At 57.6% G+C, this 24,460-nt stretch carries 20 protein-coding genes and 1 tRNA gene; 13 read left to right on the top strand and 8 right to left on the bottom strand.

What is annotated here, in order from left to right; genetic code table 11:
* Window positions 1–39: 39 nt before the first annotated feature.
* Window positions 40–1,230: a 23S rRNA (cytosine(1962)-C(5))-methyltransferase RlmI gene (gene rlmI, locus ET34_RS0105410; protein WP_031520123.1), complete on the bottom strand. Its 1,191-nt coding sequence runs from the start codon at window positions 1,228–1,230 to the stop codon at window positions 40–42.
* A 94-nt stretch (window positions 1,231–1,324) separates the two neighbouring features.
* On the opposite strand from rlmI, the gene yccX reads away from it, so the two are divergent.
* Window positions 1,325–1,606: an acylphosphatase gene (yccX, locus tag ET34_RS0105405; protein WP_031520121.1), complete on the top strand. Its 282-nt coding sequence runs from the start codon at window positions 1,325–1,327 to the stop codon at window positions 1,604–1,606.
* Here yccX and tusE read toward each other — a convergent pair.
* Both tusE and yccA read right to left on the bottom strand, forming a co-directional pair.
* The gene (gene tusE, locus ET34_RS0105400) at window positions 1,603–1,932 is read right to left on the bottom strand and encodes a sulfurtransferase TusE (RefSeq protein ID WP_031520120.1); all 330 of its coding nucleotides are present in this window, start codon (window positions 1,930–1,932) and stop codon (window positions 1,603–1,605) included. The genes yccX and tusE overlap by 4 nt on opposite strands.
* 137 nt (window positions 1,933–2,069) lie before the next feature.
* Window positions 2,070–2,729, bottom strand: coding sequence for an FtsH protease modulator YccA (yccA, locus tag ET34_RS0105395; RefSeq protein WP_031520118.1), 660 nt, complete (start codon window positions 2,727–2,729; stop codon window positions 2,070–2,072).
* Window positions 2,730–3,035: 306 nt separating this feature from the next.
* Between yccA and ET34_RS0105390 the strand changes: the two genes are divergently transcribed.
* The 4 genes from ET34_RS0105390 to ET34_RS0105375 all read left to right on the top strand — a co-directional run bounded on the left by ET34_RS0105390 (window position 3,036) and on the right by ET34_RS0105375 (window position 8,926).
* Window positions 3,036–4,604 carry an ABC transporter substrate-binding protein gene (locus ET34_RS0105390; protein ID WP_413783764.1) on the top strand — a complete coding sequence of 523 codons (1,569 nt, stop codon included), beginning with the start codon at window positions 3,036–3,038 and terminating at the stop codon, window positions 4,602–4,604.
* Window positions 4,605–4,762: 158 nt separating this feature from the next.
* Window positions 4,763–4,850: transfer RNA gene (locus ET34_RS0105385), tRNA-Ser, on the top strand.
* A gap of 531 nt (window positions 4,851–5,381) precedes the next feature.
* Window positions 5,382–5,882 (top strand): hypothetical protein, encoded by a 501-nt coding sequence (locus tag ET34_RS22910; RefSeq protein ID WP_236633818.1) that lies wholly within the window; start codon window positions 5,382–5,384, stop codon window positions 5,880–5,882.
* A gap of 47 nt (window positions 5,883–5,929) precedes the next feature.
* Window positions 5,930–8,926 carry an FKBP-type peptidyl-prolyl cis-trans isomerase N-terminal domain-containing protein gene (locus ET34_RS0105375; RefSeq protein ID WP_031520113.1) on the top strand — a complete coding sequence of 999 codons (2,997 nt, stop codon included), beginning with the start codon at window positions 5,930–5,932 and terminating at the stop codon, window positions 8,924–8,926.
* Between the two features lie 37 nt (window positions 8,927–8,963).
* Here the strand turns inward: ET34_RS0105375 and ET34_RS0105370 are convergent, their stop codons facing one another.
* Together ET34_RS0105370 and wrbA are read right to left on the bottom strand one after the other, a co-directional pair.
* The gene (locus ET34_RS0105370; RefSeq protein ID WP_031520111.1) at window positions 8,964–9,191 is read right to left on the bottom strand and encodes a YccJ family protein; all 228 of its coding nucleotides are present in this window, start codon (window positions 9,189–9,191) and stop codon (window positions 8,964–8,966) included.
* 21 nt (window positions 9,192–9,212) lie between these two features.
* Window positions 9,213–9,809: an NAD(P)H:quinone oxidoreductase gene (gene wrbA, locus ET34_RS0105365; protein WP_031520109.1), complete on the bottom strand. Its 597-nt coding sequence runs from the start codon at window positions 9,807–9,809 to the stop codon at window positions 9,213–9,215.
* 391 nt (window positions 9,810–10,200) lie between these two features.
* On the opposite strand from wrbA, the gene ET34_RS0105360 reads away from it, so the two are divergent.
* A complete protein-coding gene (locus ET34_RS0105360; RefSeq protein ID WP_031520107.1) occupies window positions 10,201–10,374 on the top strand; it encodes a con-10 family general stress protein in 174 nt (57 codons plus the stop codon).
* Between the two features lie 231 nt (window positions 10,375–10,605).
* The gene (gene rutR / locus ET34_RS0105355; protein WP_031520105.1) at window positions 10,606–11,244 is read left to right on the top strand and encodes an HTH-type transcriptional regulator RutR; all 639 of its coding nucleotides are present in this window, start codon (window positions 10,606–10,608) and stop codon (window positions 11,242–11,244) included.
* On the opposite strand, the gene ET34_RS0105350 is transcribed toward rutR, so the two are convergent.
* Window positions 11,245–11,643, bottom strand: a complete 399-nt coding sequence (locus ET34_RS0105350; RefSeq protein ID WP_031520103.1) for a lysozyme inhibitor LprI family protein — start codon at window positions 11,641–11,643, stop codon at window positions 11,245–11,247.
* Window positions 11,644–11,700: 57 nt separating this feature from the next.
* Complete coding sequence (gene putA, locus ET34_RS0105345; protein ID WP_031520101.1) at window positions 11,701–15,666, bottom strand: trifunctional transcriptional regulator/proline dehydrogenase/L-glutamate gamma-semialdehyde dehydrogenase; 3,966 nt, start codon at window positions 15,664–15,666, stop codon at window positions 11,701–11,703.
* Window positions 15,667–16,099: 433 nt separating this feature from the next.
* Here putA and putP point away from each other — a divergent pair, with 433 nt between their 5' ends.
* The 3 genes from putP (at window position 16,100) to ET34_RS0105330 (ending at window position 19,496) form a co-directional block, all read left to right on the top strand.
* Complete coding sequence (putP, locus tag ET34_RS0105340) at window positions 16,100–17,608, top strand: sodium/proline symporter PutP (RefSeq protein ID WP_031520099.1); 1,509 nt, start codon at window positions 16,100–16,102, stop codon at window positions 17,606–17,608.
* Between the two features lie 142 nt (window positions 17,609–17,750).
* Window positions 17,751–19,016 (top strand): glycosyltransferase, encoded by a 1,266-nt coding sequence (locus ET34_RS0105335; RefSeq protein WP_031520097.1) that lies wholly within the window; start codon window positions 17,751–17,753, stop codon window positions 19,014–19,016.
* Window positions 19,017–19,073: 57 nt separating this feature from the next.
* The gene (locus ET34_RS0105330) at window positions 19,074–19,496 is read left to right on the top strand and encodes a DUF3574 domain-containing protein (protein WP_031520095.1); all 423 of its coding nucleotides are present in this window, start codon (window positions 19,074–19,076) and stop codon (window positions 19,494–19,496) included.
* Window positions 19,497–19,526: 30 nt separating this feature from the next.
* Here ET34_RS0105330 and ET34_RS0105325 read toward each other — a convergent pair whose 3' ends face one another.
* Window positions 19,527–20,711, bottom strand: a complete 1,185-nt coding sequence (locus ET34_RS0105325; protein WP_031520093.1) for a NupC/NupG family nucleoside CNT transporter — start codon at window positions 20,709–20,711, stop codon at window positions 19,527–19,529.
* A gap of 241 nt (window positions 20,712–20,952) precedes the next feature.
* Between ET34_RS0105325 and efeU the strand changes: the two genes are divergently transcribed.
* Genes efeU through efeB form a run of 3 tightly spaced genes read left to right on the top strand, consistent with a single transcriptional unit; the run spans window position 20,953 to window position 24,252 of the window.
* Window positions 20,953–21,783, top strand: a complete 831-nt coding sequence (gene efeU / locus ET34_RS0105320) for an iron uptake transporter permease EfeU (RefSeq protein ID WP_031520091.1) — start codon at window positions 20,953–20,955, stop codon at window positions 21,781–21,783.
* Window positions 21,784–21,838: 55 nt separating this feature from the next.
* On the top strand, window positions 21,839–22,960 hold the full coding sequence (gene efeO, locus ET34_RS0105315; RefSeq protein WP_031520090.1) for an iron uptake system protein EfeO: 1,122 nt from the start codon (window positions 21,839–21,841) through the stop codon (window positions 22,958–22,960).
* Between the two features lie 5 nt (window positions 22,961–22,965).
* On the top strand, window positions 22,966–24,252 hold the full coding sequence (gene efeB, locus ET34_RS0105310) for an iron uptake transporter deferrochelatase/peroxidase subunit (protein WP_031520088.1): 1,287 nt from the start codon (window positions 22,966–22,968) through the stop codon (window positions 24,250–24,252).
* Window positions 24,253–24,460 lie beyond the last annotated feature (208 nt).

The following is a 24,460-nucleotide window of genomic DNA, read 5'->3' as shown; positions in this document are numbered from 1 at the left end:
CACTGCAAAAGATATGCGGGCAATTTTTCTCATTTCAAGTTACATGACGCGACAGGCAAACCCTTTCAGATAGAGTCCTTCCGGGTAGGGCGCGATCACCGGGTGATCCGCAGCCTGACGGAACTGCTCTATAAATTGTACATCACGACCGGCATCTACAGCGGCGTCAGCGATGATTTTCTGGAATAAATCGGTGGTCATCAGGCCAGAGCAGGAGTAGGTCATCAGCACGCCGCCCGGGTTAAGCAACTGAATCGCGAGCATATTGATGTCTTTGTAACCGCGGCAGGCACCCATCAGCTGATTCTTGTTTTCGACAAATTTAGGCGGGTCCATGACGATCACATCAAAGGTTTCGCCCTGGTCGCGGTATTTGCGCAGCAGCTTAAACACGTCGTCACGCACGAAATCGGCTTTACTGAGATCCAGCTGGTTCAGCTCCACGTTTTTACGCGCGATATCCAGCGCTTCCTGAGACGTATCGACGCTCACCACCTGGCGGCAACCGCCCATCAGGGCCGAAACGGCGAAACCGCCGGTATAGGAGAAGCAGTTCAGCACGCGCTTATCCTGCACGTAGCGACGAGTCGCGAAACGGCTGTCGCGCTGATCGAGATAGTAGCCGGTTTTGTGGCCGCCCTTGATATCCACCAGCAGCTTCATGCCGTGCTCTTCAATAGGCAGCAGGTCTGGCGGCAGCTCGCCGCTTACCGGCCCCTGCGTCAGCTCCAGCCCCTCTTTTTTACGCACCGCTACGTCTGAGCGGTCATAGATGGCGCATTCAGGGTAAAGCGAACCCAGCGCACTCAGCAGCGCCGGACGCTGGTATTCAGCCCCCGCAGAGAGCAGTTGTAGCACGAGGAAGTTACCGAAGCGGTCAATGGTGATGCCCGGCAGGCCGTCGGATTCCCCGGCAATCAGACGGTAGCTGTCCAGCCCGTCTTTTTCCGCCAGCCAGTCGCGCCACTGCTGAGCCTGCTGCAGACGGCGGGTAAAGAAGGCGATATCAATGGTTTCGTTTTTGTCGAAGGTCCAGACGCGCGCCCGGATCTGTGACGACGGCGAGTATGCGCCGCGTGCCAGCCACTTGCCCTGATGGTCGACAATATCCACGGTTTCCCCGAGACCCGCTTTGCCTTCCAGACGGGCGACGGCACCAGAAAACACCCACGGGTGGCGGCGCAGTAACGACTTCTCGCGCCCTTTGGCTAACACTAAACGTACACTCATAATTTGCTATGCTGCTCTTAATCGAAAATGGGCGCCATTCTCCCGACTTCAGCCGGGAAATGCAACGCGGCCTCACCAGCAGGAGAAAAACGAGATGACTACAGTATGTACCATAGCCTGGGTTCATGGCCGCGTGCAGGGCGTGGGGTTTCGCTACAGCACACAGCATGAGGCGAAACGCCTCGGATTAACCGGTTATGCAAAAAATCTGGATGATGGCAGCGTGGAAGTGCTGATCTGCGGTGAACAGGACAAGGTTGAAGAACTTATCGCCTGGCTGAAAGCGGGCGGGCCGCGCAGCGCGCAGGTTGACCGCGTACTTACCGAGCCACGCCAGGCGTCAGAAGCCGGGCGCGACTTCGGGATCCGCTATTAAATACACTTCACCGGTTTCGGCAGGCCGGCAATTTTGGTGGCCTGTTTGGCCGGGCCTTTCGGAAACAGGCGATAGAGATAGCGGCTGTTGCCTTTTTCTTCACCAAATTTTTGCGCCATGGCCTTCACCAGCATGCGAATCGCCGGCGAGGTGTTGAACTCCTGATAGAAGTTACGCACAAAGCGCACCACCTCCCAGTGTTCCGGCGTCAGGGTAATTGCCTCATTCCCGGCGATGACCTCCGCCAGGCCTTCGCTCCACGCGTTAAAGTCCTTGAGATAGCCTTCGCCATCGGTTTCAAAGGTGTTGCCTTCAAACGTTAACATACGCACTCATCTGAATAGTAAAACTGGCGGCAGTGTAACAAAAGCGTGGGGGAGAGCCAAAAGCGGTAAAAAAACAGGCACTGGCTGACGAGCAGCGGCAGTGCCTGTTTTACTTTCGGGCGCGCAACCCGGAAGGGTTAATCGCGGCTTGCGAAGCCCAGAATGCTCAGCAGGCTGACGAAGATGTTGTAGATGGATACGTACAGGCTTACCGTGGCGCGAATGTAGTTGGTTTCCCCGCCGTGGATGATGTTGCTGGTCTCAAACAGGATTGCGCCGGTAGAGATCAGGATAAACACCGCACTGATGGCCAGATGAAGCGCCGGCAGCTGCAGGAAAATATTTGCCACCATACCGACCAGCACCACCACGATACCCGCCATCAGCATACCGCCAAGGAAGGACATGTCCTTACGGGTAGTCAGTACGTAGGCCGAGCAGGAGAAGAACACCAGCGCCGTACCGCCCAGCGCCAGGGCAATCACATCACCCATGCCAGCCGAGAGATAAGTGTTCAGCATCGGCCCGAGGATGTAACCCAGGAAACCGGTGAAAGCAAAGGCGGCGATGATACCGGTCGGTTTATTGGCCAGACGGTAAGTCAGGAACATCAGGCCGTACATACCCACCAGCGTAATAATCAGGCCAGGAGAAGGCAGCGCCAGCAGGGTGCTTGCGGTCGCCGTCAGGGCGGAAAATGCCAGCGTCAGGCTGAGCAGAAAATAGGTATTGCGCAGAACTTTATGGGTGCTCAGCAGCGATGCGCTGTCGCGTGAGGAAGTAATTAAGCGATCCATATCGTCACTCTCTCATTACAGGTGTAGTTAGTCTGTGAGGATACGGGCGGGACGGGAAGGGTAAAAGGGGGTTTACCCATCTTTACTCAGTGACTTAGTGAAAATATTCCGGGGTGAAACTGTTTATTCCTGCGGTTTTGAGTTTTTTCATCGAATATCAGATCAACATCTTATATGCCCATGAAATGCATTGCTTTTGGTTAGTTAGCGGTCTAAGAAATGAGAGACACTACAACACAACTATAAAGGCAATCTATGAAAGGAAAACGGAGTGCAGGCGTCGTGTCGGTTCTGGCGCTGGGCGTCATGGCCATCAACGTTCAGGCGGCAGAAGTGCCGGCGGGCACAAAACTTGCGCAGAAGCAGGAGCTGGTACGCAATAACGGCAGTGAACCGGCGACGCTCGACCCGCATAAAGTGGAGAGCGACGTCGAGTTCAACATCATCACTGATACCTTCGACGGGCTCATTGCCGTGCGTAAAGACGGCACCATCGAACCACGTCTCGCTGAGCGCTGGGAAAATAAAGACGGCACGGTGTGGGTGTTCCATCTGCGTCCGGGGGTTACCTGGTCTGACGGCGAACCCATCACCGCGGAAGACGTTGTGTGGAGCTGGCGTCGCCTCGTCACCCCGGACATTGCCTCACCCTACGCCAGCTATCCGGGCAGTATGCATATTGTTAACGCGGCTGACATTGCCGAAGGCAAGAAATCACCCGATACGCTGGGCGTCAAAGCGCTGGACGACAACACTGTTGAAGTGACCCTGACCCAGCCGACCGCCGCGTTTCTGAATATGCTGGCGCACCCGTCGATGGTGCCGGTGGATAAAACCGCGGTAGAACGCTTCGGCGATCGCTGGACGCGTCCGGAACATTTTGTGGGCAGCGGCGCTTATCGCGTGGTGGACTGGAAAGTGAATGAACGTGTCGTGGGTGAGCGCAACACGCGCTACTGGGACAATGCGCATACGGTGATTAATAAAGTGACCTGGCTGGCGGTCACCTCTCAGACCGCAGACGTGAATCGTTATAAAGCGGGTGAGATTGATATTACCTACAGCGTGCCGCTGAACCAGTACGCCCAGCTGAAGAAGTCTCTGGGCAGCGAAGTGCATACCGATCCGCAGCTCGCCACCTATTACTACGAGTTCAATACCACCAAAGCGCCGTTCAACGATCCCCGGGTGCGTCGCGCGCTGAATATGGGCCTTGATAAAGACATCATCGCTGAAAAAGTGCTGGGGCAGGGGCAGCGTCCGGCATGGCTGATAAGCCAGCCTGAAATTGGCGGTATCACGCTGAAAAATCCTGACTACGCCAGCTGGCCGCGGGATAAACGTCTCGCTGAGGCGAAACGCCTGCTGAACGAGGCCGGTTTTAATGAGTCACACCCGCTGAAGTTTAATCTGCTCTACAACACCATGGAATCTCATCAGCGTATCGCCATTGCTGCCAGCTCAATGTGGAAGAAGAATCTTGGCGTGGAGGCCGTGCTGCAAAATCAGGAGTGGAAAACCATGCTGGACACCATGCACACCGGTAACTTTGATGCGGTGCGCTACGCGTGGATTGCCGATTACGATGACGCCTCGACATTCCTGAACAACTTCCGCACCGGCAACAGCGAAAATACCTCGCTTTACGCTAATCCGGCTTACGACGAGACGCTGTTGAATGCGGCGAAAGCGACGGACAGCGCGACGCGCGGCAAATATTATCAGCAGGCAGAGGATATCCTCAGTACTGATGTGCCCGCGATACCGGTCTACCATTATGTGCGTTCCCAACTGGTGAAGCCGTATGTTGGCGGCTTTGCTCCGGATGCGATGGGGCGCTTTGCAACCAAAGACCTGTACATCAAAGCGCATTAACCGGATGACGGCGGGTGAAAGGCCCGCCGAATCTGTTGTTAAACTGAGCATATTGTTTCAATTTCAGCCGATTAACTGTGATTTGACTGTTTTTAAAGCGATTGAACATATTCGGGCTTTACAGGCAGGCACGGGATGTTTATAGTTCGCGTCATTCCGGAAGTGTGGCCGAGCGGTTGAAGGCACCGGTCTTGAAAACCGGCGACCCGAAAGGGTTCCAGAGTTCGAATCTCTGCGCTTCCGCCAGATGCGGAAAAGGGCCTGACATTATGTCAGGCCCTTTTTCTTTTCTGCTTTCCCTCTCCGTTTTATTGTCTGCTCATTACCCTCTGTTTCTTATAATGAAAAATTAAGTTTATTTTCATTCTGAGGAGTAGATCACAGCAAATTATTAAAAATTAATTTCTCACTCGACAGCATTGTTAATTATTACTTATCAAATAATAGATATTTAACTGTGAAGCGATGTATTCTGGCTGCCGGGAATACCAATATCCGCCTGCGCCATAATTTCCAGGCCGGAGAAAATGTAAAACAAATCTGATAGTTTACTATTTTAATAATATCGGCATTGTTTTTGCCAGGGCGCCAGGTTATCTTTTGCCTTCAGTAACTACCTGAATGTTATATGTTTGTATTAGTATAACCAGAAGCACCACATTTCAACGAGTTAGCTGGCTTTAATTAAATCTGATGTTGGTTTTCAGTCACAAATGCGCTATCGCATTTGTGACTGTTGCGTCTATTGCAAATAGGGTCGAAGGGAACATTTTAACGATGAAAATAAAAATGCTTGCGATGGTACTGGCGTTAGCTGCGACCGGGTGCGCACATACTGGCAGTTCCACGTCATCGGCATCCCGTCAGTCAACGCCGAAACCTGCGGTAACCCATGCCTCTTCCAGCACCACACCCGCCCGTACCGCTTCTGCCACGTCTTCTCCGCTTCCACAACCAGCACTGGCTGGTAGTGAAAGCACCGTAACTGCAGGAAGTGCGCAGGTCGATCCGGCGACTAAAGCCCGTCTGAGCAGCTGTCTGGTTGAAGCAAAGCAGCTGGCGAAATTGCGTAACGGCGCATATCGCGCCTCCGTTGATGAACTCTATCGTAATCTGCGGGCCACGAAGTCATACGCCAGCATCGCCGGTGAGCTCTCAACATCTACTACAGACCTGATGACGCCGCTTTATCAGTATCGCGTGAATGACAGCTGCAACACGATTTCGCAGCTGCTGTTAAAAGAGCTGAAGAAAGGCGCCATGATCAGCGCAAACTAAACACTACTTTGTAATTAAAAGGCCAGGATGGTCGGGCAGGAGCAGGGATGAAAATCTTAAGTTGGCATATCCGCATGATAATCGTGGGCGCGCTTGTCGTGCCTGCATTTCCGTTCGGCCAGGCGATTGCAGCCCAGGCGGACAACGCCTTCCTCTCGACTGTGCAGGGGCTTGATATTGAGCAAGTCAAGCCGCTGCCAGCTGTCCCCACACGCTCGTCCTCATCTACTGCGCCTGGTGCGAAGCAGGAGCTACAGCGGCTGCGTAATCAAAATAATGGGCTCAAAAAGCAAGTCGCCGGGCTGGAAAATCAGGTCGCCGAATTAAGCCAGCGTGATGGTGCCGATGCAGCGGCTGAACGCGAGGCGCTACAACATGAGATCGATACGCTGCAGCGAAAAATCAAACAACGCGAGCAGTCCGCCGTCCCGCCGCAAAAAGCCGGTGCTGATAAGGCGTTGCAGCAGCTACAGATTGAGAACCGAACGCTGCAGGCCCGTCTGGATGCGTTAATGCTGCAGCGTACCGATGCTGCTGGCTTACAGCAAAAACTGAGCGCGCTACAAAAAGAGAATCAGCAGATGGCCGCAGATCTGGCGTCCGCGAAACGCGGTGGCGCAACGGTCAAATCGCAGGAAACTACTCTGCGGGCATCTTTAGCTGCTGCAAAGGCTGATAACGAGGCGCTGCGCAAAAAAATCGCCGAGTTTGAATCGAACGCAACCACAGGAAAACGGCAGGATGACGCGCGCCGCCGCGAGCTGGAAAAGGCGCTGGCAACTGAGCAGGCAAATAACAAAGCGCTTAGTGCTCAGTTAATCCAGGCACAGAAAACATCAGGTTCACGGGCGGATGCTGTTGAGCGTATGGAAGCCCGGCACAGTGAGCTTGAGGAGTCGTTGAGGGAAGCACAGGAGGAAAACTACTCCCTCAATGATAAATTGACAGCGCTTCAGGCAAAACTTCAGAGCGAGCACACCGGGGCACAACAGTTAAACGGCCGCCGCGACGAGCTCGAGAAATCTCTGGCCGCAGCGCAAAACACTATCAAAACCCTGACCGCAAAACTGAAAGAGAGCGAGGCCCAGCTCAGCGCCGGGAGCAGCAGCGCGCAGCAGCTGGCGAAGCAGCGCGACGAGATGGAGCAGGCGCTCGCTGCGGCGCAGCAGGACATCAAAACCCTGACCGCAAAACTCAAAGAGAGCGATGCGCAGCTCAGCGCCGGGAGCAGCAGCGCGCAGCAGCTGGCTAAGCAGCGCGATGAGATGGAACAGCAGCTCGCTGCGGCGCAGCAGGACATCAAAACCCTGACCGCAAAACTCAAAGAGAGCGAATCCCAGCTCAGTGCCGGGAACAGCAGCGCGCAGCAGCTGATTAAGCAGCGCGACGAGATGGAACAGCAGCTCGCTGCGGCGCAGCAGGACATCAAAACCCTGACCGCAAAACTTAAAGAGAGCGATGCCCAGCTCAGCGCCGGGAGCAGCAGCGCGCAGCAGCTGGCTAAGCAGCGCGACGAGATGGAGCAGCAGCTCGCCGCGGCGCAGCAGGACATCAAAACCCTGACCGCAAAACTCAAAGAGAGCGAATCCCAGCTCAGCGCCGGGAGCAGCAGTGCGCAGCAGCTGGCGAAGCAGCGCGACGAGATGGAGCAGCAGCTCGCTGCAGCGCAAAACACTATCAAAACCCTGACCGCGAAGCTGAAAGAGAGCGAATCCCAGCTCAGCACCGGAAGCAGCAGCGCGCAGCAGCTGGCTAAGCAGCGCGACGAGATGGAACAGCAGCTCGCTGCGGCGCAGCAGGACATCAAAACCCTGACCGCAAAACTCAAAGAGAGCGAATCCCAGCTCAGCGCCGGGAGCAGCAGCGCGCAGCAGCTGGCGAAGCAGCGCGACGAGATGGAGCAGGCGCTCGCTGCGGCGCAGCAGGACATCAAAACCCTGACCGCAAAACTCAAAGAGAGCGAATCCCAGCTCAGCGCCGGAAGCAGCAGCGCGCAGCAGCTGGCTAAGCAGCGCGACGAGATGGAACAGCAGCTCGCTGCGGCGCAGCAGGACATCAAAACCCTGACCGCGAAGCTGAAAGAGAGCGAATCGCAGCTCAGCGCCGGGAGCAGCAGTGCGCAGCAGCTGGCGAAACAGCGCGACGAGATGGAACAGCAGCTCGCTGCGGCGCAGCAGGACATCAAAACCCTGACCGCAAAACTCAAAGAGAGCGAATCGCAGCTCAGCGCCGGGAGCAGCAGTGCGCAGCAGCTGGCGGCGCTGCAGCAACAGTTGGATGAGCGTACTAAACAGAACGCAGATCTGCAGGCACAAGCTGTTGCAAAGGATAACGAACGTGCGGCCAGCCTGAAAGCCAGTCAGGACGAAGCAACGGCGCTGAAGGCCGAGCTGGCTGCGTTGAAAACAAAACCAGAAGAGGTCAACCAGCCACAAAAAGCTGCGCCGGCCAGCATTAACACACCACTGCAGCGTCATTCGTATGCGGCGGGGATCATTCTCTCAGAAGGCATTGAAAAGTCGCTTAAGCTACAAAAAGCCCTTGGACTTGAAGTAGATAAAACCGCACTACTGGCCGGGGTGAATGACAGCATCACTGGCACCAGCCAGATGAACGCAAAGCAGCTGGATGAAAACTACGAGGCGCTGGCAGAAAAAATGTCGGCAAAAGAGAAAGCGGCTTACGATCGCGGCTACGCTACGCTGCAGTCCACGCTGGCGGGAAAAAACGTGCTCAAACAAAACCGCACTATGTTCTTTGTGGAGAAGAAAAAGGGCGGAAGGGCAGTTAAACAGGATGACAAACTAAAAGTAACGCTTACCCAGGCCTGGCTTGATGGCCGAACCGTGGCACCGCAGAAAACTTTCCCGGTGGTGTTCAACGATTCAGTACCTTACATGCTCAAACAGGCAATCGAGATGGCAAAAAAAGGCGGAATAATCGAGGTCTACAGTTTTGCCTCGGACATGTATCCGGCAGATATGCTGCCTGACAGCCTGGTCGGCTTTGACCTGCTGAAATATACCATCAGCGTCGCAAAATAAAAAAAGCGGGGATTAGCCCCGCTTTTTTTTCACACCGTCAAACGTTTTTACGTTCGATGGTCTGCTCGCCCCAGAACAGCGAGTCCTTATCGGTTTTCTTAAAGGCTTCGATCAGCACTTCATCGCTGCCTTCTTCCCAGATTTTCTCCGCCAGGACTTCATCGTAATCCGCCAGCTCGAAAATCGCTTCTGCGATCTCAGGGGATGTATTGCGAAGCGTCGCCCATTCACCGACGCGATGTGCTTTCGACTCTTGTGTTGGCATAGTTATCTCCTGTGATTTCAGTTAGCCCTTAAGTTTTACCGTCAGATCCGCAACGTACTCACCCTGATAGCGGGCAATGGCCAGCTCTTCCTGGCTCGGCTGACGAGAACCGTCCCCGCCAGCGATAGTGGTGGCACCGTAGGGGGTGCCACCGCGGACCTGTGAAATATCAAACAGCTCTTTAGTGCCGTATCCGATCGGCACAATTACCATCCCGTGATGTGCAAGGGTAGTCCATGTTGACGTGATGGTGAGTTCTTCCCCGCCGCCGGTGCCGGTAGAGCTGAAGACGCTGGCAATTTTTCCATGCAGCGCACCGGACGCCCACAGGCCACCGGTCTGGTCGAGGAAGGTACGCATCTGGCCCGACATATTGCCGAAACGGGTTGGCGTGCCGAAGATGATGGCATCGTAATCAGCCAGCTCCTGCGGCGTTGCTACCGGAATGTTTTGGGCTTTGCCGCCGGATTTAGTGAACAGGTCTTCCGGCATGGTTTCCGGAACGCGCTTGATGGTCACTTCCGCACCCGTAACCTTTTCCGCGCCTTCTGCTACCGCACGCGCCATCGTCTCGACGTGTCCGTACATGGAATAATAAAGCACCAGAATCTTCGCCATCAGCTCTCTCCTGCGTTGCATTAAGGGGGCAGCAGTGCGCTGCGCTCATTTAAAGATATGACGTTCCGCCAGGAGTGCCAAAAAAATGGCTGAATAATTGAAATAATTAGGGTTTATCTGGCTACCGTCTGGTTGTTGCACTCAGAAACATTTTCCTGACGCCGTAATTTAATAATGATAAGAATCGCTTATGAATCGTGACGCGGAAAAATCAACGAATCGGGCAATTTGATGTTGCAGAATATTAACGCCGACTGGCGGATTACGTGGGTTGCGCCAGGATTAGTTCACGTGGCGGCGATAATGCATCACCTGCCGTCATGAGGTGAAAGAATCCTCTTTTACTGAATGCAATATGATGACTAATGTTTCACACAACCGGAGGTACGAAATGGCAAACCATCGTGGTGGTTCAGGTAATTTCGCTGAAGATCGTGACAGAGCATCAGAAGCAGGCCGTAAAGGTGGCCAGCAGAGCGGCGGTAACTTTAAAAATGACCCGCAACGCGCCTCAGAAGCTGGGAAAAAAGGGGGCAAAAGTAGCCACGGCGGGCGCAGCAGCTAGCGTGCGTTGACCAGGTGAAATCAGGCATCGTGGAGCAATACTGATACGATGCCACGTCCCAGCCGCCGGGTTATCCCGGCGGTTTTTGTTTGTCTCCCGCTTAATTGTTTTTCTTTTCTGATTATCCCCCTGATGATTCGCTCAACTTCCGCCACGTTTAATAATGGATAAGCCGTCGTCTCACCGTCTGGCTTTTGCTATGCTTTTCGAAACACATCAGGGAGTCAGCGCATGTCATCAGGCGCAAAAAAAGCAGGCAGTAAGCGCGGCGCGGCGACGGCTGCAAAAAAAGGGGCTATTCTCGACGCAGCGCTGGCGCTGTTTTCCCAGTTTGGCCTGCACGGCACCAGCCTTGAACGGGTCGCAGAAGGCGCGGGCATTTCGAAAACCAATCTCCTCTACTACTACCCCTCAAAAGAGGCGCTGTACGTCGCCGTCCTCAAACAAATTCTTGATATCTGGCTGGCACCGCTAAAAGCGTTTCGCAGCGATCTGCAGCCGCTGGCGGCTATCGGGGAATACATCCGGCTGAAGCTGGAGGTATCTCGCGATTACCCGCAGGCGTCACGGCTGTTCTGCCTTGAGATGCTGCAGGGTGCGCCGCTGCTGATGGCTGAGCTGACCGGCGATCTGAAAGCGCTGATAGATGAGAAAACCGCGATCATCGACGGCTGGGTAACGCGCGGCCAACTGGGGCCGGTGGACGCCCACGCGCTGATCTTCATGATCTGGGCGACGACGCAGCACTACGCTGATTTCGCCACCCAGGTGGAGGCCGTGAGCGGGGTAACGTTGCAGGATGAGGCGTTTTTCAGCCGGACGGTTGCCAACGTCCAGCGCATGATCATCGAAGGGATCCGCGTGCGCTGATCACCCCTGCGGCGGCAGCGGGCAGCTTAAATCGCCTTCTTCGCACTGCATCAGCGAGTCAAGAAACGCGTTCCGCTCGTTGGTTTTGTCCGCCAGACACTGGCTGTGGATCATCGGCTGTACGCTGCCGCCTTCCACGCCCGAGCTGATAAAGGTGCAGTCCGCGTCGCGCACTTTCAGCCAGGCGTTTTGCGCCTGCTTCAGCATCTCGCGCTGCTCTTCGCTGGCGCGCGCCATCACTTTCTTGTACGTCGCGTTCAGGGTTTTATCCGCCTGCTGATACTCGCCAGCAGCGCACTGGTTCAGCTCCAGTTGAGTGGATGCATTTTCGCAGTCATCAGCCAGCGCCGTACCGCTGATTAACAGACCCGTCAGCAAAAGAGGGGCGATCGTTTTCATTGTGCATCTCCATAAAAAAAGGCTCCGTTGCAGGAGCCTTGTCAGAGTAGCGAAGCCTTACCCGATTGTCATCAGGCTCGCGTTACCGCCGGCGGCGGCGGTGTTCACGCTCAGGGAACGCTCCAGGTAGAGGCGCTCCAGCAGCAGGTTGGTTTCGCCGCGGGCGAAGCCCTGTACCGAGACGATTGCCCCCTCGCGGGCCGCGACCTGCTCGCACAGGGTGCGCAGCTGATCGGAATCGCCGTGATAGATGACAGCGTCAAACGGCATATTCAGCAGGCTATCCGGACGGGCATGACTGATGCGCGCGCTGACCGCAGGCGGCAGCTGCTTCGCCAGCTGGCGATGCAGATCGTCCTCCGGCCACAGCACCATGCTGCCGACTGCACAGCAGGCGGCGAGCTGAACCAGCGCATCCTCTTCGTTGTCAGCAAGGCAAAGTACGCGCTCGCGCGGCAGCAGAATAAAGGTGTTGCGCTCCCCGGTGGGGCCGGGCAGTACGCGCTGGGTACCGGCCTGCGCCAGTTCGCCAAAGCGTGTGCACAGGGCCTTCAGCGCCGGGCGATCCGCCGCCCAGTTCACCAGCGCCTCCAGCGGCTGCTGGAGCGCGGCTTTCACCTGCGCGTCAACGCTGCGCTGGCTGTCGTGACGGCTCAGCGTGGTTTGCAGCGCATCGTCCGGGCGGCTGGCCAGCAGGCGATAGAGATAGAGCGGCCCGCCGGCTTTGGGTCCGGTACCGGATAGCCCTTCGCCGCCGAACGGCTGCACGCCCACCACGGCACCGACCATGTTGCGGTTCACGTAGAGGTTGCCGACGTGTGCAGACCCGGTCACCTGAGCGATGGTTTCGTCGATGCGGGTATGCACCCCCAGCGTCAGGCCATAGCCCGCCGCGTTGATCTGCTTCATCAGGCTCTCAAGCTGGTTACGGGAGTAGCGCACCACGTGCAGCACCGGCCCGAACACCTCTTTTTTCAGCTCGTCAAAGCTTTCCAGCTCAATCAGGGTTGGCGGCACAAAAGTGCCGGTCTGCCACTCTTTGGCATCCGCGCTGTTTTCGCGTACCGCCTGGAACACGGTACGGCCTTTGGCGCGCATCGCCTGAATATGACGCTCAATGTTGGTTTTGGCCTCGGCATCGATCACCGGCCCGATATCGGTGGTGATGCGGCCCGGATTGCCCATGCGGCACTCCGCCATTGCCCCGCGCAGCATCGTCAGGGTGTGGTCGGCGATCTCCTCCTGCAGGCAGAGCACGCGTAGTGCCGAGCAGCGCTGACCGGCGCTGTCGAACGCCGAGGACACAACATCCACCACCACCTGTTCGGTGAGCGCCGAGGAGTCAACGATCATGGCGTTCATCCCGCCGGTTTCGGCGATAAGCGGTGTCGGACGCCCCTGCGGATCGAGACGGGTCGCGATGTTGCGCTGCAGCAGGGTGGCTACATCGGTGGAGCCGGTGAACATTACCGCCCGCACGCGCTCATCTCCGGTCAACGCTGCGCCAACGGTCTCGCCGCGGCCCGGCAGCAGCTGAACTACCCCCGGCGGCACACCGGCTTCCAGCAGGATCGCTACGCCCTGCGCGGCAATGAGCGGCGTCTGCTCTGCGGGCTTCGCCAGTACGCTGTTACCTGCCGCCAGTGCGGCGGCAATCTGGCCGGTGAAGATAGCCAGCGGGAAGTTCCACGGGCTGATACAGACTACCGGGCCGAGCGGACGGTGGGTCTCGTTATCAAAATCTTCACGCACCTGGGCGGCGTAGTAGTGCAGGAAGTCCACCGCTTCGCGTACTTCGGCGATGGCGTTGCTGAAGGTTTTTCCGGCTTCGCGTACCAGAATGCCGATCAGCGTCTGCAGCTGGTCTTCCATCAGCACCGCGGCGCGCTCCAGGATGGCAGCACGCTCCTGCGGCGGCGTCGCAAACCAGATTGGCGCGCTGTTCACGGCGTTATCCAGCGCCAGGCTCACTTCTTCCGCGCTGGTTTCACGGGTGTAACCCACAATGTCGCCCGGCTCTGCCGGGTTAATCACCGGGGTCATCTCCGCGTCTGCCACCGGCGCTTCCAGCATCGGTTTCGCTTCCCATTTCTGCGCCGCGCTGCTCAGCAGGGCAGAGGAGAGCGAGGCCAGACGGTGTTCGTTCGCCAGATCCAGCCCGGCGGAGTTGACGCGCTCGCTGCCGTACAGGTCACGCGGCAGCGGAATTTTCGGATGGGGAACTCCGGCCTGGCCCTCCTGGGCCGCCAGTTTTTCCACCGCCTGCACCGGGTCAGCCACCAGCTCATCCAGCGGCAGGGTGGCGTCGGCGATGCGGTTCACAAACGAGGTGTTGGCCCCGTTCTCCAGCAGACGGCGTACCAGGTAGGCCAGCAGCGTCTCGTGGGTGCCCACCGGGGCATAGATGCGGCACGGACGGTTAAGCTTGCCTTCAGCCACTTTACCTACCACCTGCTCGTACAGCGGTTCGCCCATGCCGTGCAGGCACTGGAACTCATACTGACCCGGATAGTAGTTCTGCCCGGCGAGGTTATAGATAGCGGACAGGGTGTGGGCATTGTGGGTCGCGAACTGCGGATAGATAAGGTTCGGCACCGCCAGCAGTTTTTTCGCACAGGCCAGATAGGAGATATCGGTGTAGACCTTGCGGGTGTAGACCGGATAGCCCTCAAGGCCTTCCATCTGGGCGCGTTTGATCTCGCTGTCCCAGTAGGCGCCTTTCACCAGACGGATCATCAGGCGGCGACGGCTGCGGGTCGCGAGATCGATCAGGTAATCAATCACGAACGGGCAGCGCTTCATGTAGGCCTGGATAACGAACCCGATGCCATTCCAGCCCGCCAGCTCCGGCTCGAAGCAGAGTTTCTCCAGCAGATCGAGAGAGATCTCCAGCCGGTCGGCCTCTTCGGCGTCGATGTTGATACCGATATCATACTGGCGCGCCAGCAGGGTCAGGGATTTCAGGCGCGGGTACAGCTCCTCCATCACGCGATCGTACTGGGCGCGGCTGTAGCGCGGGTGCAGCGCCGACAGCTTGATGGAGATGCCAGGCCCTTCATAGATGCCGCGTCCGTTGGAGGCTTTGCCGATGGCGTGGATCGCCTGCTGATACGATACCAGATAGGCCTGGGCATCGGCTGCGGTGAGCGCCGCTTCGCCCAGCATATCGTAAGAGTAGCGGAAACCTTTGTCTTCCAGCTTGCGGGCGTTAGCCAGCGCTTCGGCGATGGTCTCCCCGGTAACGAACTGCTCGCCCATCAGACGCATCGCCATATCCACGCCTTTGCGGATCAGCGGTTCGCCGCTCTTGCCGATGATGCGGTTCAGGGAGCGCGACAGGCTGGCTTCGTTGTGGGTAGACACCAGGCGCCCGGTAAACAGCAGCCCCCAGGTGGCAGCGTTAACGAACAGCGAGGCGCTGCGCCCGATATGGGACTGCCAGTTGCCGGTGCTGATTTTGTCGCGGATCAGGGCGTCGCGGGTGGCCTTATCAGGAATACGCAGCAGGGCTTCCGCCAGACACATCAGCGCCACGCCTTCCTGGGAAGAGAGCGAGAACTCCTGCAGCAGGCTCTGCACCATCCCGGCACGGCCAGTGGCGGTTTTCTGGCTGCGCAGCTTATCGGCAAGATTCCAGGCGAGCTTATGGGTTTTTTCCGCTACGTCCTGCGGCAGGCGGGCCTGCTCCAGCAGCATGGAGACGGCATCGGTTTCCGGACGACGCCAGGCGGCGGTAATGGCAGCGCGGGTTACCGACTGCGGCAGAATTTGCTCGGCAAAATCGAGGAACGGTTGGTGCGGCTCGTCGGGCAGCGCGGACTGCGCATCTTCCGCTTCTGCGCCTGCGCCTGCCTGCAGGGCAGGCAGTTCCGGCACGCCGTCGTTACTTTCAAGTCGTTCAAGATAATTGAAAATCGCCTGCTTGATCAGCCAGTGCGGCGTGCGATCGATTTTTGATGCCGCCGCTTTAATACGTTCGCGCGTCGCGTCATCCAGCTTAACACCCATTGTCGTGGTGCCCATGCCTGTAGCTCCTGTTTCTTATGCTCTTCAACCCCGAAGAGACTGGGATAGCAGGCAATATCTATCATGTTGCAACTTTGTGCAACCTGCGGAAGTGTGATGTCGCCAGCAAGCTGAAAAATGAATGGATTGTTAACGGATTAACTGATTTTTTACCCATGTGAAAATCGAGCTCATGTCAGATTTCACGGGCTGCTTAACACTTTCCGTCGGTGCAACCGGAAAAATTGTGAGCGGGTACAACCTATATGAAAGTTGTATAGGGTAGGGGATGTAATTGTTGTAAACGTTGTGTTAAATCGATTGTGATTGAAAAACGCATCCGGCAGGATACTGCCCCCACAGATTACAACGACAACGACACCACTCTGTTCCGCAGAGGGAAAACCGGTTCCGGCAGCGGGATCGGATAATAAAAACCTGGAGAACGTCCATGACCGCAAGCACACCGATGATGGTGACTTTTCTTGTTTATATCTTTGGCATGATCCTGATTGGCTTTATCGCATGGCGATCAACCAAAAACTTTGATGATTATATTTTAGGCGGTCGTAGCCTGGGACCATTCGTTACGGCGCTCTCTGCTGGCGCGTCTGATATGAGCGGCTGGCTGTTGATGGGCCTGCCGGGTGCCATTTTTATCTCCGGGATCTCCGAAAGCTGGATTGCCATCGGCCTGACTCTCGGGGCGTGGATCAACTGGAAGCTGGTGGCCGGGCGTCTGCGCGTGCACACCGAAGCCAACAATAACGCCCTGACGCTGCCGGACTACTTCACCGGCCGCTTTGAGGACAAAAGCCGCCTGCTGCGTATTATCTCGGCGCTGGTGATCCTGTTGTTCTTCACCATCTACTGTGCCTCCGGCATTGTGGCGGGTGCGCGCCTGTTCGAAAGCACCTTTGGCATGAGCTACGAAACCGCGCTGTGGGCCGGGGCGGCAGCCACCATTATCTATACTTTCATCGGCGGCTTCCTTGCGGTGAGCTGGACCGACACCGTGCAGGCCAGCCTGATGATTTTCGCGCTGATCCTGACGCCGGTGATCGTAGTATTAACCGTCGGCGGTTTCGGCGATTCGCTGGAAGTGATCAAGCAGAAGAGCATTGAAAACGTCGATATGCTCAAAGGGCTTAACTTCGTGGCTATCGTCTCGCTGCTGGGCTGGGGGCTGGGCTACTTCGGTCAGCCGCATATCCTTGCACGCTTTATGGCGGCCGACTCGCATCACACTATCGTCAGCGCGCGCCGCATCAGCATGGCCTGGATGATCCTCTGCCTCGCCGGCGCGGTCGCAGTGGGCTTCTTCGGTATTGCGTACTTCTCCACCCATCCTGAGCTGGCCGGTGCGGTGAACCAGAACAGCGAGCGTGTGTTTATCGAGCTGGCGCAGATCCTGTTCAACCCGTGGATCGCCGGTATCCTGCTGTCGGCAATTCTGGCGGCGGTGATGTCCACCCTGAGCTGTCAGCTGCTGGTGTGCTCCAGCGCTATCACGGAAGACCTGTATAAAGCCTTCCTGCGTAAGGGTGCCAGCCAGCGCGAGCTGGTCTGGGTGGGTCGTATCATGGTGCTGGTGGTGGCGCTGGTGGCAATTGCCCTGGCGGCGAACCCGGAAAACCGCGTGCTGGGTCTGGTGAGCTACGCCTGGGCCGGTTTCGGCGCGGCCTTTGGTCCGGTAGTGCTGTTCTCGGTGATGTGGTCGCGCATGACGCGCAACGGCGCGCTGGCCGGCATGGTAATCGGTGCCGTCACGGTGATCGTCTGGAAACACTTCGAGCTGCTTGGCCTGTATGAAATCATTCCGGGCTTCCTGTTTGCCAGCATCGGTATCGTGGTGGTGAGCCTGATGGGTAAAGCCCCGTCAACTTCCATGACCGCACGCTTCGCGGAAGCCGACGCGCACTACCACAGCGCACCGGTCTCTAAGACGCTGACGCGCTAAGCGTTTCTGTTTCACTAAAGGCCCGGCGATCCTCGTCGGGCCTTTTTACCTTCCGCACCCCGAAAAGCCAGATCGCGACTATCCTGCTTAATAGAGAACGCGCCCGGACGCTACCGGTGACCGCGACAGTGTTAAGGATGATATGAGTCACTACGCCATCGTTGTTCCCCCTCTGTTCAGCCATATCCGCACCCTGGAAGTGCTGGCCGCAGCCTTAAGCCAGCGCGGGCATCGCCTGACGTTTATCCTGCCGGAAGACGCCGTCACGCCGGGCCTGCACAACATTCACGCCTGCCCGTCGCTGCCCGCGGCGATCCTTGCGGCGCAGCGCCATATGCAAAACCCGGCCAGGCGCGCCATCTGGCGCATTGCCCGTACAATGGCGGCGCTCACGGAGGCGCTGTGTCGCGAGCTGCCCGCGCTGCTGCGGACCCTGAAAGTAGACGGCGTGATTGTCGATCAGATGGAGCCGGCGGGCAGCCTGGTGAGTGAGAGCCTCGGCCTGCCGTTTGTCTCCGTGGCCTGCGCGCTACCCATCAACCGCGAGCCGCATCTCCCGCTGTCGGTGATGCCGTTTGCCTACGCCGAAGATGAGCGGGCGCAGCGGCTGTATCGCGGCAGCGAGCGGGTCTACGACCTGATTATGCGCCCGCTCTACAGGGCTATTCGCGCCCAGAGCCTGCGCCTTGGCCTCACGCCGCGCGATCGTCCCGACCAGTGCCTTTCGCCGCTGGCGCAGATCGCCCAGTGGTCGCGCAGCCTGGATTTTCCGCGCCATGCGCTGCCGGAGTGCTTCCATTACATCGGTGCCATGAAGCAACCGGAAAAACCCGGCGCGCCAGCACGCGCCGTACGGGAGCAGGGCGATGCCCCGCTGGGTTACGCGTCACTCGGTACCCTGCAGGAGCACCCTTACAGGCTGCTGCGCAAGATGGCCGCCGCCTGCCGCCGCGCCGGGGTGCAGGTGATGGTTACCCACTGCGATCGCCTGTCTGAGGACGAAGTGGCGTCGCTGTATCACCACGGCGCAACCTGGGTGGAGTCGTTTATCGACCAGCCGAAATTTATTCGCCGTGCCGATGTGGTGGTCAGCCACGCCGGGCTCAATACCGTGCTGGAAACCGTGGCGGCGGCACGCCCGCTGCTCCTGCTGCCGGTGGCGTTCGATCAGCCGGCTATCGCGGCGCGTATCGTGCATCACGGGCTGGGCCTGCGGGTATCGCGCTTTGCCTCATCCCGTACCCTTGCCAGGCACATCACCGCTCTGCTGAACGATGGCCGCTTTCGCTGTCGGCTTGAGGTCGCCTGCCAGCAGGTCTCAGAGGGCGGCGGCGCGACGCGTGGAGCGGCTATCATTGAGCAGGCGCTGGCGAGCAAGCGCCCGGTATTGCGCGACACAGACTATTGAAAAACTGAGCAATTCAGTGTGTTATCGTTGGACAAACAACAACGAGGATAACCGCAGATGATACGCAACACCGGAATGGCCCTTGCGCTGGCGATGCTGCTGGCCGGATGTGCCACCGTCACCCCTGAGAAAAATGGGCCGCTGCGCTGTGCGGCGGATAATGAGAGGGTGCAGACCACGCTCTATTTTGGCCTGAATCGTCCGGCAGGGGCGGGTATTACGGCGCAGGAGTGGCAGCAGTTTGTCGATGGCGAGGTCACACCGCGTTTTCGTGATGGCCTGACGGTATTTGATGCTCGTGGGCAGTGGCTGGGGAACGATGGCAAGGTGGCGCGCGAACCGAGTAAGGCGCTGATGTTGATCCACGGGGATGATGCGCAGAGTGAAGCCGGGATTGAGGCGCTGCGGGGGATCTATAAGTCGCGCTTCGCGCAGGAGTCGGTGATGCGCGTTGACCAGCCGGTGTGCGTACAATTCTGATGAAAACGGCGGGTTTCCCCGCCGTGTTATTTACAGCACCAGTCCGGCAAACGCAGCTGAAAGCAGGCTTACCAGCGTCGCGCCATACACCAGGCGCAGACCGAAGCGGGAGACCACGTTGCCCTGTTGCTCGCTAAGACCTTTGATTGCCCCGGCCACAATGCCAATTGAGGCGAAGTTGGCGAACGATACCAGGAACACCGAGAGAATGCCCAGCCCGCGCGACGTCATCTCGCCGGCGATCTTCTGCAGTTCAATCATGGCGACAAACTCGTTGGCAACCAGCTTGGTGGCCATGATGCTGCCTGCCTGAAGCGCATCGTCCAGCGGAATGCCGATAAGCCACGCCAGCGGATAGAAGACGTAACCGAGGATCGCCTGGAAGCTGATACCAAATACCGCAGAGAACAGCGCATTCACCGCGCTGATTAAAGCAATAAAGCCAATCAGCATCGCCAGAATAATCATCGCCACTTTAAAGCCGGCAAGAATATACTCACCCAGCATCTCGAAGAAACTTTGGGATTCGTGCAGTTTTTCCAGCTTAATCTCCGGCTCGGCATCCGGGCGCGTCGGGTTGATAATCGACAAAATAATAAAGGTGCTGAACATATTCAGTACCAGCGCCGCGACCACATATTTCGCATCCAGCATCGTCATATACGCGCCGACAATGGAGAGCGATACCGTGGACATCGCCGTCGCCGCCATGGTAAACAGGCGACGCGAGGAGAGGTCGGCCAGTACCCCTTTGTAAGCTATGAAGTTTTCCGACTGACCGAGGATCAGCGAGCTGACGGCATTGAACGACTCCAGCTTGCCCATGCCATTCACTTTCGACAGCGCCGAGCCGATAAGACGAATGAAAATCGGCAGAATGCGCCAATGCTGCAGAATACCAATCAGCGCGGAAATAAAGATAATCGGGCACAGAACGCCCAGGAAAATAAACGCCAGGCCTTTCTCACTCATGCCGCCAAACACGAATCCGGTGCCTTCTGCCGCATATTTCAGCAGCGCTTCGAAGAAGCCGGAGATGTATTTGATAACAAACAGGCCGCTTTCGGCGTGCAGGAAGAAATACGCCAGCGCGGCCTCAATCACAATCAGCTGCAGAATAAAGCGCACGCGAATTTTGCGGCGGTCAAAACTGGCAAGCCAGGCAAGGGCAAGGATCGCCGCCAGCGCCAGCAGGAAATGAAGAAAAGTCATCATGTTAAGCATATCGCAGAGAAACGGGGGCGCTATTTAGCCATAACTGTGCCGCTGCGTAAACGATTGCTTATGCATAAGTTGGTTCGCCACATAATGATTAGCCTGATAACGCCTTACATCTTGTCATCATTCAGCGTGAAATTCGCTTGTCTTTCTTCTGGCCGTAATGATAATCACTATCAGTTGATCTTTACCTAACTTTGCAGCAATTGACCTTGCTTCACATTTAAGGATGCGCGGAATGTTTGTTCCTTTTCTCATTATGTTGCGTGAAGGGCTGGAAGCGGCGCTGATCGTCAGCCTGATTGCCAGCTATCTCAAGCGCACCCAGCGCGGGCAGTGGATGGGCGCAATCTGGGTTGGGGTGCTGCTTGCCGCCGGATTGTGCCTCGGCCTCGGGATCCTCATCAATGAAACCACCGGCGAGTTCCCGCAAAAAGAGCAGGAGCTGTTTGAAGGCCTGGTCGCGCTGGTGGCGGTAGTGATGCTGACCTGGATGGTGTTCTGGATGCGTAAGGTGGCGCGTAACGTTAAGGGCGAGCTGGAGCAGGCGGTGGATAACGCGCTGGCACGCCGGGGGAATCATGGCTGGGCGCTGGTGCTGATGGTGTTTTTCGCCGTAGCGCGCGAGGGGCTGGAGTCGGTGTTTTTCCTGCTGGCGGCGTTTCAGCAGGACGTCGGGATCTGGCCGCCAGTGGGCGCGCTGTTGGGCCTGGCCTGCGCTGCGATACTCGGCTTCCTGATTTACTGGGGCGGCATCCGGCTCAACCTCGGCCAGTTCTTCAGGTGGACCAGTCTGTTTATCCTGCTGGTGGCCGCCGGACTTGCCGCCGGGGCCGTCCGGGCCTTCCATGAAGCGGGATTATGGAACCACTTCCAGACTATCGCCTTTGATATGAGCGGCGTGCTCTCCACCCATACGCTGTTCGGCACGCTGCTTGAAGGCATTTTCGGCTATCAGGAGAGCCCGACGGTCAGCGAAGTGGCGGTCTGGTTTATCTATCTGATTCCGACGCTAACGCTGTTCCTGCTGCCCGCAGGGAAACCGGCATACCGGCAGAACGCGCGTTGATACCTGGCGCCGTTTTGCTCATATAGTTACAACATACTTATGAATGGGAAGGATTATGATCGACAACTTTACCCTTCGCGCCCTGACGCTGGCGCTGTTGTTGCCAGGCAGCCTGGCAGTGCAGGCTGCAGAAACCCCGAAGGTCAGTGTGACCGTGACCGATAAACAGTGTGAGCCGATGTCGCTGACCGTCAACGCCGGTAAAACCCAGTTCATCATTAAAAACCAGAGCCAGAAAGCGCTGGAGTGGGAGATCCTCAAGGGCGTAATGGTGGTGGAAGAGCGCGAAAACATCGCGCCCGGCTTCACCCAGAAGATGACCGCCAACCTGCAGCCGGGTGAATACGAGATGACCTGCGGGCTGCTCAGCAATCCGAAAGGGAAACTGGTGGTGAAAGCGGCGGGCGCTGACGCCACGGCGGGGCAGAGCGATCTGCTGGCGCTTACCCAGCCAATCACCGACTACAAAACCTGGGTCAGCAGCGAAACGGCAGCGCTGGTAACCGGAACCAAAGCTTTCACCGAAGCGATCAAAGCGGGCGAGCTGGAAAAAGCTAAAGCGCTGTATGCCCCGACCCGCCAGCACTATGAGCGTATCGAACCCATCGCGGAGCTGTTCTCCGACCTCGATGGCAGCATTGACGCCCGCGAAGATGACTACGAGCAAAAGGCCGCCGACCCGAAATTCACCGGCTTCCACCGCCTGGAAAAAGCCCTGTTCGGGGATAACACCACCCAGGGCATGACCGATTACGCCGGCAGGCTTTATACCGATGTTGTCGATCTGCGAAAACGCATCAACGAACTGGCGTTTCCGCCGTCAAAAGTGGTGGGCGGTGCAGCCGGCCTGATTGAAGAAGTTGCGGCCAGCAAAATCAGCGGCGAAGAGGATCGTTACAGCCACACCGACCTGTGGGATTTCCAGGCCAACGTTGACGGCGCACAGAAAATTGTCAGCCTGCTGCGTCCGCAGTTGCAGAAAGCCGACCCGGCGCTACTGGCGAAAGTGGAGGGCAATTTCGTCAAAGTGGACGCGATCCTGAAAAAATACCGTACCGCGGACGGCTTCGAAACCTACGACAAGCTGACCGATGCGGACCGTAACGCGCTGAAAGGGCCGATTACCGCACTGGCGGAAGATCTCTCTCTGCTGCGCGGCGTGCTGGGTCTGGATTAACAGTAATGCAGGGGAAGAAACATAACCCGGGCGTGAGCGAACCCTCGCGCCGTCAACTGCTGAAAGGGCTGGGTGCGCTGGGCGGCGCTTTTGCCGTCACGGGGGGATGCCCGGCCGCCCACGGCACGGTGCCTGCCACCTCGCCCGGCACGCTTGCGCCGGATGCGCGTCAGCAGCGCCAGCCATTTTATGGTCCGCATCAGGCCGGGATCCTGACCCCGCAGCAGGCGGCGATGATGCTGGTGGCCTTTGATGTGCTGGCCACCAGCCGGGAGGATCTCGAACGGCTGTTGCGCTTGCTGACCCGGCGCATCGCCTTCCTTACCGAAGGCGGCCCGGCACCGGCAACGCCCAATCCACGACTGCCGCCGGCGGATTCCGGTATTCTTGGGGCAACGATCGCCCCGGACAACCTCACCGTTACGGTATCGTTCGGGGCGTCGCTGTTTGATGCGCGCTTTGGTCTTGCGGCACATAAGCCGGTGAAGCTGCAAAAAATGACGCGTTTTCCCAACGATTCGCTGGATGCGGCGCTGTGTCATGGCGATCTGCTGCTGCAGATCTGCGCCAACACCCAGGATACGGTAATTCATGCCCTGCGCGACATTATCAAGCAGACCCCGGATCTGCTCAGCGTACGCTGGAGGCGGGAAGGATTTATCCCGGATCACGCCGCGCGCAGCCGTGGCAAAGAGACCCCGATCAATCTGCTTGGCTTTAAGGATGGCACTGCCAACCCGGACAGCAAAGACAGCGCGCTGATGAAGCAGATCGTCTGGGTCAGCCCTGACCAGCCCGAACCGGCCTGGACCCGGGGCGGAAGCTATCAGGCGGTGCGTATCATTCAGTTCCACGTCGAATTCTGGGACCGAACGCCGCTCAAAGAGCAGCAGACGATTTTTGGTCGCGACAAGCTGACCGGTGCGCCGCTCGGGATGGCGCGCGAGCACGACGAGCCGGACTATGCTGCCGATCCTGACGGCGAGGTGATTGCCCTGGATGCGCACATCCGGCTGGCTAATCCGCGCACCCCGCAGACGCGCGCCAGTCTGATGATGCGCCGCGGCTACAGTTACTCGCTGGGCGTCACCGCCTCCGGGCAGCTCGATATGGGGCTGTTGTTTGTCTGCTATCAGCACGATCTGGAGAAGGGATTTCTGGCGGTGCAGCAGCGGCTCAACGGCGAGGCGCTGGAGGAGTACATCAAACCCATCGGCGGCGGCTATTTCTTTGCCCTGCCGGGCGTCGCGACGGCAGACGGCTGGCTGGGTGAAGCGCTGCTCAATGCCTGATGACTCGCCCGTAAGGGCGGGTCATTTCCCGGCATAAATCATTCACTGACAATATTGATGCTTTTTGAGGCATCAATATTTTCTATGCCAGTGCCTTGATATATTTCTGTAATATTTCTCTGTCATAACGAGAAGCACCTGGCGGAACCGGCGCTCGTTATCATTTAGTAAAAATGATGTTGTAATTTTGATAACGTTTGCTGTAATT

The organism is Siccibacter colletis (genome assembly GCF_000696575.1).
Taxonomy (GTDB): domain Bacteria; phylum Pseudomonadota; class Gammaproteobacteria; order Enterobacterales; family Enterobacteriaceae; genus Siccibacter; species Siccibacter colletis.
Note: the sequence above shows the minus strand (reverse complement) of the source record. Positions and strands in the feature narration are given on the sequence as shown.

Coding starts and splice junctions, on each gene's coding strand:
- rlmI (WP_031520123.1), bottom strand. CDS start 1,230: ATGAGTGTACGTTTAGTGTTAGCCAAAGGGCGCGAGAAGTCGTTACTG.
- yccX (WP_031520121.1), top strand. CDS start 1,325: ATGACTACAGTATGTACCATAGCCTGGGTTCATGGCCGCGTGCAGGGC.
- tusE (WP_031520120.1), bottom strand. CDS start 1,932: ATGTTAACGTTTGAAGGCAACACCTTTGAAACCGATGGCGAAGGCTAT.
- yccA (WP_031520118.1), bottom strand. CDS start 2,729: ATGGATCGCTTAATTACTTCCTCACGCGACAGCGCATCGCTGCTGAGC.
- ET34_RS0105390 (WP_413783764.1), top strand. CDS start 3,036: ATGGCCATCAACGTTCAGGCGGCAGAAGTGCCGGCGGGCACAAAACTT.
- ET34_RS22910 (WP_236633818.1), top strand. CDS start 5,382: ATGAAAATAAAAATGCTTGCGATGGTACTGGCGTTAGCTGCGACCGGG.
- ET34_RS0105375 (WP_031520113.1), top strand. CDS start 5,930: ATGAAAATCTTAAGTTGGCATATCCGCATGATAATCGTGGGCGCGCTT.
- ET34_RS0105370 (WP_031520111.1), bottom strand. CDS start 9,191: ATGCCAACACAAGAGTCGAAAGCACATCGCGTCGGTGAATGGGCGACG.
- wrbA (WP_031520109.1), bottom strand. CDS start 9,809: ATGGCGAAGATTCTGGTGCTTTATTATTCCATGTACGGACACGTCGAG.
- ET34_RS0105360 (WP_031520107.1), top strand. CDS start 10,201: ATGGCAAACCATCGTGGTGGTTCAGGTAATTTCGCTGAAGATCGTGAC.
- rutR (WP_031520105.1), top strand. CDS start 10,606: ATGTCATCAGGCGCAAAAAAAGCAGGCAGTAAGCGCGGCGCGGCGACG.
- ET34_RS0105350 (WP_031520103.1), bottom strand. CDS start 11,643: ATGAAAACGATCGCCCCTCTTTTGCTGACGGGTCTGTTAATCAGCGGT.
- putA (WP_031520101.1), bottom strand. CDS start 15,666: ATGGGCACCACGACAATGGGTGTTAAGCTGGATGACGCGACGCGCGAA.
- putP (WP_031520099.1), top strand. CDS start 16,100: ATGACCGCAAGCACACCGATGATGGTGACTTTTCTTGTTTATATCTTT.
- ET34_RS0105335 (WP_031520097.1), top strand. CDS start 17,751: ATGAGTCACTACGCCATCGTTGTTCCCCCTCTGTTCAGCCATATCCGC.
- ET34_RS0105330 (WP_031520095.1), top strand. CDS start 19,074: ATGATACGCAACACCGGAATGGCCCTTGCGCTGGCGATGCTGCTGGCC.
- ET34_RS0105325 (WP_031520093.1), bottom strand. CDS start 20,711: ATGATGACTTTTCTTCATTTCCTGCTGGCGCTGGCGGCGATCCTTGCC.
- efeU (WP_031520091.1), top strand. CDS start 20,953: ATGTTTGTTCCTTTTCTCATTATGTTGCGTGAAGGGCTGGAAGCGGCG.
- efeO (WP_031520090.1), top strand. CDS start 21,839: ATGATCGACAACTTTACCCTTCGCGCCCTGACGCTGGCGCTGTTGTTG.
- efeB (WP_031520088.1), top strand. CDS start 22,966: ATGCAGGGGAAGAAACATAACCCGGGCGTGAGCGAACCCTCGCGCCGT.